This is a genomic window from Salegentibacter agarivorans (genome assembly GCF_900113135.1).
Taxonomy (GTDB): Bacteria; Bacteroidota; Bacteroidia; order Flavobacteriales; family Flavobacteriaceae; genus Salegentibacter; species Salegentibacter agarivorans.
The window spans coordinates 318,245-330,464 of the sequence record NZ_FOOH01000001.1 but is presented as its reverse complement, the minus strand read 5'-3'; the positions used below and the strand labels follow the sequence as shown (position 1 = coordinate 330,464).

Annotated in this window: 6 protein-coding genes; 4 read left to right on the top strand and 2 right to left on the bottom strand. The window is 35.9% G+C overall.

Annotation, left to right across the window (positions count from 1 at the left end):
- Positions 1 to 43: 43 nt before the first annotated feature.
- Both BM084_RS01360 and BM084_RS01355 read right to left on the bottom strand, forming a co-directional pair.
- Positions 44 to 1,393 (bottom strand): hypothetical protein, encoded by a 1,350-nt coding sequence (locus tag BM084_RS01360; protein ID WP_143083607.1) that lies wholly within the window; start codon positions 1,391 to 1,393, stop codon positions 44 to 46.
- A gap of 236 nt (positions 1,394 to 1,629) precedes the next feature.
- Complete coding sequence (locus BM084_RS01355) at positions 1,630 to 2,646, bottom strand: helix-turn-helix transcriptional regulator (protein ID WP_075326485.1); 1,017 nt, start codon at positions 2,644 to 2,646, stop codon at positions 1,630 to 1,632.
- Positions 2,647 to 3,143: 497 nt separating this feature from the next.
- On the opposite strand from BM084_RS01355, the gene uvrA reads away from it, so the two are divergent.
- From uvrA to BM084_RS01335, 4 genes are all read left to right on the top strand, one after another.
- Positions 3,144 to 5,975, top strand: coding sequence for an excinuclease ABC subunit UvrA (gene uvrA / locus BM084_RS01350; protein ID WP_075326483.1), 2,832 nt, complete (start codon positions 3,144 to 3,146; stop codon positions 5,973 to 5,975).
- A gap of 16 nt (positions 5,976 to 5,991) precedes the next feature.
- Positions 5,992 to 6,681 carry an LOG family protein gene (locus tag BM084_RS01345; RefSeq protein ID WP_075326482.1) on the top strand — a complete coding sequence of 230 codons (690 nt, stop codon included), beginning with the start codon at positions 5,992 to 5,994 and terminating at the stop codon, positions 6,679 to 6,681.
- A 73-nt stretch (positions 6,682 to 6,754) separates the two neighbouring features.
- On the top strand, positions 6,755 to 9,568 hold the full coding sequence (locus tag BM084_RS01340) for a gluzincin family metallopeptidase (RefSeq protein WP_245764317.1): 2,814 nt from the start codon (positions 6,755 to 6,757) through the stop codon (positions 9,566 to 9,568).
- 204 nt (positions 9,569 to 9,772) lie between these two features.
- Positions 9,773 to 12,175: an alpha-ketoacid dehydrogenase subunit alpha/beta gene (locus tag BM084_RS01335; protein WP_093302229.1), complete on the top strand. Its 2,403-nt coding sequence runs from the start codon at positions 9,773 to 9,775 to the stop codon at positions 12,173 to 12,175.
- Positions 12,176 to 12,220 lie beyond the last annotated feature (45 nt).

Here is a 12,220-nt window from a genome sequence, read left to right as displayed (position 1 = left end):
AATTAAAAAGGTGTCCCAAAAACTGGGACACCTTATAAGAGTTTTAGTACTCTTCAAATTCTCCACAAGCTAGTGGTGTCATATCAGACTCATGTAACACAGCTGTTCTATTAGCTAGATTAGCAGCTGCTACCTGAGCAGGAGTTAAAGTAAAAGTCCTGGTGTAGAATAAGTTTCCAGCTCCGTCAGCTACAGGCCATACATCTCCTGTATAATCAAGATCCCAAATTGGCGAACCAAAAGCATCACAACTTGCATTTTCATGGATATGTTGTGGTACATCTCCTGGAATAAGTTCAGTAGCTGCTGTAGTAGCAGTTAATTGATTCCCCTGTAACTTCAGGTATGCAAATCCTACAGCATTTGAATCACCTAAATTCTTTAAACAGGCTTTGTAACGTTTAGCTTCTGTTCTTGGGTCATCAAATGGTGGAGGGTTATCGCCACCACATCCATAATTAAAGTGGTAATAATCCATTGTTGAATCGTCGTCTTCACTATAAAACATTCTAATTTCTTCATCAGTGATAGGACCAGCAAGAATTACTTCTCCTGCATCGTCTGAACTATACTCATCGGTATTATCTAATGTAATTTCAAAATAGTAAGTATCAGTTTCAGCGGTATCAGGTAACCAGAAACATAATGGATCTGAATAATAGTCACCAGTAGTATCATCTTCATCTACAGTATTAGATTCAGTGTAAATTGGATCTCCAACTGCTTCTGAGCCCATCCATACATTAACTGTATAACCGGCTACGTAGTGTCTACCATCTTCTGAAGGACAGAAGTTTCCAAATAAACAGAATTTAATTAGCGGAATTGGTACAAGGTCAAAGAATTGATATCCGTATAAGTTTACTTCTCTATCATCGAAACATAAAACTTCTACATCAACATATTTCTTTGAGCCGGCTCTAAGTTCAAAATTAATTGGAAGCGGATCGTTTACAAAGTTTTCATACTCACTATCTTCTTTTGGAGTAACCCAAATTGGCAATGTACTTTCACCCGGTTCTTCGGAGTACACCCAGAAATCTGTTACACTAACAGAAGTAGTAGTTTCTCCGGCAGGGATTGGAATTGCCAGATCTTCATCATAATCTGTAAAATAAGTAGTTCCATCAAAATTTACAGGAACAACTACGTCTTCTTCGCCCAAATCATGGGTTAGAATAACTCTTACATACATGGGAGCATCATCGGAACATTCAGGAATAGACTGTTTTAGTAATCCCTGTCTATCCAGGTCGTTTAAAACTGCTCCCAGGGAAATGCTCGCCATTTCTCCATCGGTTCCCACATTGTTTGTGGGTTCATCTTTACTACAAGATGCAAATAACATCGCGATAATAACGACGCTTGAAAGGTAATTTTTTAGGTTTTTCATAACACTAAAGTTTTGGTTAATAAATATTTAGAATGGTTAAAACAATATATATAAATATGACTCTGTAAAGAGCATCTTGATATATCAATACTACTTGTTGGGGGGCTCAAAAAAAATAGGCTGAGGTAAATACTAGTGAAGTGGGGTGACTAGTAATTCATATGATAAATGTAGTCTAATTCTTTCCTATCATGCTATAGGGGTTTTCTCCCCTATTTTACCGAAAAGTCTAATTTTTAGACTTTTTGATAATCTATAAGCTTATGATTTATCGCATATATTATGCTCTCCAGGATAGTATCAGAGTTGGTTCTCTTTATAATATTAGAACGATGTTTTTCTATTGTTTTTGGGGAGATAAACAACGCTTCAGATATATCTTTGGTTTTATAGCCTTTAATAAGTAATTCAATAATTTCCTTCTCTCTATTAGTGAATTTAAAATCGGTGAGCTGGCTATTTTGTTTGAAGCAATTTTCTACTTCTTCAGAAGCAGTGCCTATTCGGTCATTAATCACTTCGCTTTCTTCCATAAGATCAATAAACATGACAAATTGATGCCCAAAATTCCTGTTTAACTTAGAAAAATTAATACGGGCATTTCTCACCTTATCATTCCTTAATAGTAAGGCAGTCTTAGTGGCTGCCTTTATATGTTTACCGCGGGCAAAATTTCTTAAACTATCTTTAACCTTTTGTACATTTTCGCATTTCACGAAATCGGTAAGTTTTAAACCCTTTTTCTCTTTCACATCAAAACTTTGCTTAAAAGCATCGTTCATCGCTACAATTTCATTTTGATCCAGTAGCACTACCGGTTGGGAAATAATATTAAACATTCCCATAAAAGCGTCTTTCCAATAATTGGAAAGTGAACGGTTGCTATATACCAGTTTTACAATCTTCCCGCAAAGTGCCTCTATAGTAGGAGAGTATATAAACTCATCTACTACTTTTCTAAATCTACTTTCAGCTTCGGCCCTATATCGTTCTTCGGCATAAACAACCAGCCAGGCTTTAGTAAGAAAATGATTTGATTTAAAATTGGCGATATTCTTAAAATTCCTACCCGATCTAAAGGAAGAATAATCTAATAAGATTATATCGGGTAATAAATTAAGTGCCATGTTAAAGCCAGTATGCAAAGAGTTTGCGTGAGCTACTTCAAATTGCATACTAACACCCTCCTGAACACAGTCTACCATACTTTGTTTGTTGGTAATAAGCAACAACTGCTTTTTTTCTGTTATCATAATACATCAATTTTGCGGCTATTTAGCCAGTTAGTAAAAACTGTGGAGTAGGTCCACAAAAAATTAAATTGATAGATTTAAAACATAACAATAGAAGGGTCTGGATGTTTTAAATCTTACGTGGGGGGTTAAAAATAACGGGGCAAAACTGATGGGGCTAAAAACTACCTACTTGTAGGTTTAATACTTTTCTGGGGGGATGAAAAAAAATTTCATGAAGATTTGGTATCTCAAATATAGGGGATTATCCTTATTTTATGCAAAAAAATAAAGTAATATTATACTGACAATCAACAGAATAAACAAAGGATAAAAGGAGCATTATAGCCGATAAATTTTATGTTTCTAAAAATTTGTTTTTTCACCACCTTAACCACGCTAAAATTTTATTGCTAATTCCTCTTTAAAAAACTTTAAACCATAATTAACACTCCCAGAAACTTCCTTTCTTTTTAGTTAGCAACACTTTAAGTACCTTTGCCCCCTTGATAAAAAATATGGCTAAAACCGAAGAATTTATAGAGGTATTAGGGGCTCGCGTCCATAATCTTAAAAATATAGATGTTAATATTCCCAGAGAGAAACTGGTTGTGATTACCGGTCTTTCGGGATCCGGGAAGTCTTCCCTGGCTTTTGATACGATTTATGCCGAAGGCCAGCGGCGGTATATTGAAACCTTCTCTGCTTATGCCCGCCAATTTTTGGGTGGTCTGGAGCGTCCCGATGTAGATAAAATTGAAGGTCTCTCCCCTGTTATTGCTATAGAACAAAAAACCACCAGTAAAAATCCGCGAAGTACGGTTGGGACTATTACAGAGATTTACGATTTCCTACGCTTACTCTACGCGCGTGCCGGTGAAGCTTATAGTTATAAGACCGGGGAGAAAATGGTTAGCTATACCGATAGCCAAATAAAAGATCTTATTTTAAAAGATTTTAAAGGGAAAAAAGTAAGTGTTTTGGCTCCCGTGGTGAAATCCAGAAAAGGGCATTACCGTGAATTATTTGAGCAAATAGCCAAGCAGGGATTTCTTAAAGCAAGGGTAAATGGTGAAGTTAGGGACCTGGTAAAAGGAATGAAACTGGACCGGTACAAAACCCACGATATAGAGATTGTAATAGATCGCTTAAAAATTGATGATAAGACCGATGCACAAAAGCGCCTGGACGAAAGTATAAAAACCGCGATGTATCATGGTAGTGATACGCTAATTATTTTAGACCAGGAAACTGAAAATGTTCGGTATTTTAGCAGGAATTTAATGTGCCCCACAACGGGAATTTCTTATCCTAATCCTGAGCCCAATACTTTTTCCTTTAATTCGCCTAAAGGTGCCTGCCCAAGCTGTAACGGGATTGGCACTTTATACCAGGTGAATATTGATAAAATTATTCCAGATAATTCTAAGTCGATCAAAAATGGAGCACTGGCTCCTCACGGTCCGCAAAAAAAGAACTGGGTTTTTTCTCAGCTGGAATTAATTGCTGAGCGCTGGGACTTTAAACTTACAGATCCTGTTTCTAAAATACCAGATGCCGCAATGAAGTTTATACTTTACGGGGGCAAAGAGACTTTTACCAAAGAATCTAAAAGCCTTGGTGTAAACCGGGAGTTTAAGATTAATTTTGAAGGCGTAGCAACTTTTATTGAAACTACTTTTAATAATAACGATTCTACTTCTTTAAGACGCTGGGCCAAAGAATATATGGATAAAGTTGAATGTCCCGTTTGTGAAGGCAGCCGACTCAAAAAAGAATCGCTTTATTTTAGAATTAACGATAAAAATATAGCCGAACTTTCTTTAATGGATATTGAAGATTTGGCTAAATGGTTTGTTGGGTTAGAGAAAAAGCTAAGCGAAAAACAAAACAAAATTGCTGCTGAAGTTATTAAAGAAATTAGAACGAGAATTGGTTTTCTGGTAGACGTTGGGCTTACCTATCTTTCCCTTAACCGCGGTTCTAAATCGCTTTCTGGCGGAGAAGCACAAAGAATTAGACTGGCTACACAAATTGGTTCCCAATTAGTAGGTGTTCTTTATATTTTAGATGAACCTAGTATTGGTTTACATCAGCGTGATAACGAAAAACTTATTAATTCACTTATTTCTCTAAGGGATATTGGCAATTCTGTGATTGTGGTAGAACACGATAAAGATATGATAGAACGCGCCGATTATGTGATTGATATTGGGCCCAGAGCCGGAAAACACGGTGGTGAAATTATAAGTGAAGGCCCGCCTTCAGAATTATTAAAACACGATACGCTTACTGCTTCCTATCTAAACGGAACCAAAGAAATTTCAGTTCCTAAAGAAAGAAGAAAGGGAAATGGAAAGCATATAGAACTAAAAGGAGCAACCGGAAACAACCTTAAAAATGTTTCTATTAAAATTCCTTTAGGGCAAATGATTGCGGTTACGGGAGTTTCGGGAAGTGGAAAATCTACGCTTATCAACGAGACGCTTTATCCTATTATGAATGCCCATTATTTTAATGGCGTAAAAGAACCAAAACCATATAAAAGCATTAAAGGTCTTGATAATGCCGATAAAGTAATTGATATTAACCAGACACCAATTGGTAGAACTCCAAGATCTAACCCAGCTACGTATACTGGCGTATTTTCAGAAATTAGGAGTCTTTTTGCAAAAACCCCCGAGTCGCTAATTCGTGGTTATAAACCCGGAAGATTTAGCTTTAACGTAAAAGGTGGCAGATGCGAAACTTGTAGAGGTGGTGGATTACGTGTTATTGAAATGAATTTCCTTCCGGACGTTTACGTAGAATGTGAAACCTGCCAGGGAAAACGCTTCAATCGAGAAACTCTGGAAATTAGGTACAAGGGAAAGTCGATTGCTGATGTTTTAGAAATGACCATCAATGATGCAACCACTTTCTTCGAACCAATTCCCAAAATATATAGAAAATTAAAAACCATAAAAGATGTTGGTTTAGGGTATATCACGCTTGGCCAACAAAGTACCACGCTATCTGGAGGGGAGGCCCAGCGAATTAAACTTGCTACAGAACTTTCAAAACGTGATACGGGAAATACTTTTTATATTTTAGACGAGCCAACCACCGGTTTGCACTTCGAAGATATTCGGGTATTAATGGATGTTTTAAACGAATTAACAAATAAAGGAAACACCGTACTTATTATAGAACATAATATGGATGTAATAAAAATGGCCGATTATATAATTGATATTGGTCCCGAAGGCGGAAAAAATGGCGGAAAAGTTATCGCTAAAGGCACCCCAGAAGAAGTGGCCAAATCAAAAAAGAGTTATACTGCCGGTTTCCTTAAAAAAGAATTACACTAACTATATTAATTATAATATGAATAAAAATCTTAAAAATAAAGCCTGGAACGAAATTAAAACAAACGATTCATGGGCCATATTTAAAATAATGGGCGAATTTGTAAATGGCTACGAAAAGCTAAGTCAAATTGGTCCCTGTGTTTCAATTTTTGGTTCAGCCAGAACCAAACCAGATCAAAAGTATTATAAACTAGCTGAAAAAATATCAAAAAAAATCGTTGAAAACGGCTACGGCGTAATTACCGGTGGTGGCCCGGGAATTATGGAAGCCGGTAATAAAGGTGCTCATCTTGGAGGCGGAACTTCTGTAGGATTAAATATAGATTTACCTTTCGAGCAACACGACAACCCATATATTGATAATGATAAAAGCCTGGATTTTGATTACTTTTTTGTTAGAAAAGTAATGTTTGTAAAATATTCACAGGGATTTGTAGTTATGCCGGGCGGTTTTGGAACTTTAGACGAACTTTTTGAAGCCATCACCCTTATTCAAACCCATAAAATAGATAAATTCCCTATTATTTTAGTAGGAAGGGATTTTTGGGGAGGTCTTGTAGACTGGGTTCAAAAAACACTTTTAGATACCTTTCAAAACATTAGCGCTCCAGATATGGATCTTGTTCAGGTTGTAGATACCGAAGATGAAGTTATTGAAATTCTAAACGAATTCTACGGGGAATATAATCTTAGCCCTAACTTTTAATCAAATCTTAAGAAGGGAAAAAAACTTTGATTATATTTAGCTCGAATTCTGTGTTACGTTAAATATATTCCCATTGAGATTTTATCTGTTTTATTTATTTTTTTTTGTGGGAATTGGATGGGGTTTTGCACAAAACTCCATCTCTTTACAAGCTCACTTAAACGATAGTACACATACTTTTACCATAGAGCAGGAATTGGTGTATACTAACTCCAGTAACGATACTCTTACCCAAATTTATCTTAACGATTGGGCAAATGCCTTTAGTGCAAAAGACACTCCCCTTGCAAAACGTTTTGCCGAAGAATTTGCGAGACGCTTCAGGTTTGCTAAAAATGAAGAGCGAGGTACTACCTATATTAATAAACTCAGCAATACCGAAGATGAAGCCTTAATTTGGGAACGCCCATACCTGGCCCAGGACCTTATTAGAGTTAAACTTTATAAACCTTTACTACCCGGTAATAGTATCACCATTAATTTAGATTACCAGGTAAAGATTCCTATAGATAAATTTACTCGTTACGGGGTAGATTCAAATAATAATTATAAACTCCGGTATTGGTATATTACTCCTGGCGTTTACAAAAACGGAAATTGGGAAGTTTACAGCCATAAAGATTTAGGCGATCAATATAATGCAATGCATGATGTTGAAATTACCCTTACCACTCCACCTAAATACTATGTAGGCTCGGCGCTGGATTTTGAAGGTGTTAGTACGAGTAATGGCTCAAAAACCGTAAAACTTTCAGGGAAAGATCAATTAGACACTAAATTATACCTAACCAACTCTTTCATTTTTGAGTCTATTAGAACCGAAGATCACGAAATATTTACAAATGTAGATGATGATGAACTTCAGCCTGAAATAAAAAGAATTTTATTAGATCGTATTTTAAAATACTATAACAAAAGACTTGGGGAATATCCTCATCAAAACATTTTTGTAACACGGGACGATTATTTAATAAGTCCTATTTATGGTTTAAACCAATTACCTGGCTTTATTCGTCCTTTTCCAGATGGTTTTCAATACGATATTAAGCAGTTTAAAACCATTACTAATTATTTGCTAAAAAATTCGGTGCACATTAATCCGCGGAAAGAACAATGGGTTCATGATGCCATCCTGGTTTCTTTAATGATAGATTATGTAAATGAGTATTATCCTAATATGAAACTTTTAGGAAACCTAAGTAATATTATTGGTATACGATGGTTTCACGCAGCAGACTTGGAATTTAACGACCAGTACCAGTTTCTTTATATGAATATGGCAAGAATGAATTTAGACCAACCGCTTAGAACCGCGCAGGATTCCCTGGTTAAATTCAATAAAAATATTGCTAATGCCTATAAAGCAGGAGTGGGCTTAAAATATCTTGAAGATTACCTGGAAAATGATAAAATAAAAGAAGCTGTTAAAGATTTCTACCAGGAAAATAATATGCGTCCCAGTACTGCAAAAGATTTTGAGGAGAGCTTAAAAAGCCATGCAACAAAAGATATTTCGTGGTTTTTCCAGGATTATGTAGACTCCAATAAAAAAATAGATTTTACCATTCAAAGACTAAATGAAACAAAAGATTCGCTGCGGGTAACCATTAAAAATAAAAGAAATACCAATTTTCCTATTTCTTTATATGGTTTAAAAGATGGAGAAGTAATCTTTAAAAAATGGGTAGATAATATAGATAAAACCAAAACAGTTGAAATCCCAAGGCAGGGTGTAGACAGGCTCGCATTAAATTACGAACAAAATATTCCGGAATTCAATCAACGGGATAATTATAAAGCGGTGACTAAACTCTTTAATAAACCGCTTCAGTTTAGATTACTTCAGGATATAGAAGACCCCCGGTATAACCAGTTGTTTTTTATGCCAGAATTTAATTATAACCTCTACGATGGTATTTCTATTGGGCCCAAATTGTATAATAAAACAGTACTTTCTAAAACCTTCAATTTTAATATTTCACCTAAATATGGTTTTAATAGTGAAACCATAGTTGGATCGGCCTCTTTTAGCAATACCCACCAGTTTGAAAATAAGGAACTCTACAAAATTTCTTACGGTATTGGAGGCACGCGCTATTCATATGGCTACGATCTCTTCTATGAAAAATATACTCCATTTTTAAGTTTTTCTTTTAGAGATAAATATTTACGGGATAATGAGCGTCAAAATCTGCTAATTAGAAATGTAAATGTAAGGCGGGATAGCGATCCTGATAAAACTTTAGACGAACCCAATTACAATGTTTTTAATATTAATTACAGGTACAGTAAGCCTCATTTAGTAGATTACTACAGTGCTTCTTTTGATTTTCAACTGGCTGAAAAATTCAGTAAAATTTCTATGAGCCTGGAATATCGAAAACTATTTAGAAATAATCGGCAAATAAATCTTCGCTTATTTACCGGTACATTTTTGTATAGCGATAATATGGAAACCGATTATTTTAGTTTTGCCTTAGATCGCCCTACAGATTATCTTTTTGATTATAATTACTACGGAAGAAGCCAGGGCTCCGGTCTATTCAGTCAGCAAATTATAGTGGCAGAAGGCGGGTTCAAATCTCAATTACAGCCTGAATATGCCAACCAATGGCTAACTACTTTAAATGCCAGTACTAACCTATACAAATGGTTTTTTATATATGGCGATGTAGGTTTGGTTAAAAATCAGCACCAAAATGCGCGGTTTTTATACGACTCTGGGGTACGCTTAAGTTTAGTAGACGATTATTTTGAAGTTTTCTTTCCTGTTTATTCCAATTTAGGCTGGGAAGTAGCCCAGGAAAATTACGATCAGAAAATAAGATTTATTGTTTCCTTAGATATAAATACATTAATTAGGTTATTTACCCGTCGCTGGTATTAACAAATATTTAAATGCTTAGGTAATTCTTAGCATTCTTCAATTCAATTACATATTAATCAGTATTTACTATTAAAACTGATATTTCATTTGAGTAAATACAATAAAAATCCTTTAAAATATACTTTTCTTAAAATATTTTGATTTTAATGAATTGTGTACAATCTAAGTTTTCGTTACATTTGTTATTATTCATAAATTACGTTCATGCAAAGCGAAACAAAAACTAAAGATTCAATTTCATTTGAAGATTTCAAGGCCGAGGTGCTGGCAGATTACAACATTGCCGTTACCAGCCGGGAATGCAGCCTCCTGGGAAGACGTGAAGTGCTTACCGGAAAGGCTAAATTCGGGATCTTTGGCGATGGAAAAGAAGTGCCACAGCTTGCAATGGCAAAGGCTTTTAAAAATGGTGATTTTAGGTCTGGTTACTATCGTGATCAAACTTTTATGATGGCCATTAATCAATTTAGCATAGAACAATTCTTTTCCGGTTTGTATGCCGATTCTAACCTGGAGAATGAACCAATGTCTGGCGGAAGACAAATGGGAGGACACTTTACCACTCACAGCCTTAATGAAGACGGTAGCTGGAAAAACCTGATGGAACAAAAAAACTCCAGTGCAGATATTTCTCCTACCGCCGGTCAAATGCCAAGACTTTTGGGACTCGCACAGGCTTCTAAAATATATAGAAACGTAGCAGGTATTCCATCTGAAAAATTTTCAGAAAATGGAAATGAAATTGCCTGGGGTACTATTGGAAACGCCAGTACCAGTGAAGGTCATTTTTGGGAAACCCTAAACGCTGCCGGCGTTATGCAGGTGCCTATGGTTTTAAGCGTATGGGACGACGAATATGGAATTTCGGTACACGCGAAACATCAAACTACAAAAGAAAACATATCTGAAATCGTAAAAGGTTTCCAAAGAAATGAAGATGAAAAAGGCTACGAAATAATCGTAGTGAATGGCTGGGATTATGTAGCGCTAATTGAAGCCTACGAAAAAGCCGAAAAAATAGCCAGAAAAGAACATTGCCCGGTACTTATTCACGTGGTAGAACTTACACAGCCGCAAGGGCATTCTACCTCTGGTTCTCACGAGCGTTACAAAAATGAACAACGCCTTTCCTGGGAACGTGAATACGACTGTAATGTAAAGTTTAGAGAATGGATTCTTGAAAACAATATTAGCACAGATGAAGAGCTGCAAAATATTGAGAAAGAAATTAAGCGCAAAGTAAGAGAAGGCAAGAAAAAAGCCTGGAACAACTATTTACAGCCTACAAAAGAAAAGCAAAAAGAGTTACTCGCGGTACTATCTAAACTGGCAAAGAATACCGAAGAAAAAGAGAGTGTAGTTAAACTGGCAAAAGATCTTAACTCAAATAAAGAACCGCTTAAAAAAGATCTTGCAGTTGTTGCAAGAAAAACTTTAAGAGCTGTTAGAAAAGAAAATTCAGAAGAAAAATCCCAATTACTGGATTGGTTCACAGATTTTGAGAAAGATATGGCGAATGATTATAACAGTCATTTATATATCGAAAATAAAGGAGTTCTTTCTGAAGTTTTACCGGAATATGATGAGGATTCAGCTGAAGTTGATGGAAGAATTATTTTAAGAGATAACTTCGACCAGATTTTTGGTAATATTCCTGAAACATTAATTTTTGGTGAAGATGCGGGTGAAATTGGCGATGTAAACCAGGGACTGGAAGGTCTTCAAAAAAAATATGGAAAACTACGGGTAGCCGATGTTGGTATTCGCGAAGCCACTATTCTTGGCCAGGGCATAGGAATGGCAATGAGAGGTCTTAGACCAATTGCCGAAATTCAATACCTGGACTACGTGATGTACGCCTTACAGGGAATGAGTGATGATTTGGCAACCTTACAATACCGTACTAAAGGAAAACAAAAAGCTCCACTAATTATAAGAACTCGTGGTCACCGTTTAGAAGGAATTTGGCACAGTGGTTCACAAATGGGTGGAATTTTAAACCTGGTACGCGGTATGTATGTTTTAGTACCGAGAAATATGACTAAGGCTGCAGGTTTTTATAATACTTTACTGGAACAGGATACCCCTGCATTATTAGTAGAATGTTTAAACGGTTACCGTTTAAAAGAGAAAAAACCGAGTAACTTACCCGATCTTAGAACACCAATTGGTAAGGTTGAAACGGTAAGAGAAGGTAGTGATATCACTTTAATTTCTTATGGTTCTACTTTAAGAATAGTTTGCCAAACTGCTGAAGAATTAGGCGAATATGGAATTAATGCAGAAGTAATAGATGCACAGTCTCTACTACCTTTTGATTTAGATCACGACATTGTAAAAAGTGTAGAAAAAACCAACCGACTTCTAGTTATAGACGAGGATGTTCCGGGAGGAGCTTCAGCATTTATTTTAGATAAGGTTTTAAATGAACAAAACGCCTGGAGATACCTGGACAGTAAACCGCAAACCCTAACCGCTAAGGAACACCGCCCGGCTTACGGGACTGATGGTGATTATTTTAGTAAACCTTCAGCAGAAGATATTTTTGAAAAGGTTTATTCGATTTTTAATGAAGTAAACCCCGAGGAATATCCGGCGATACGATAAATCTTGTTAATTGTTTAAATGAGAATCCCCAGTCTAAAATTAGAT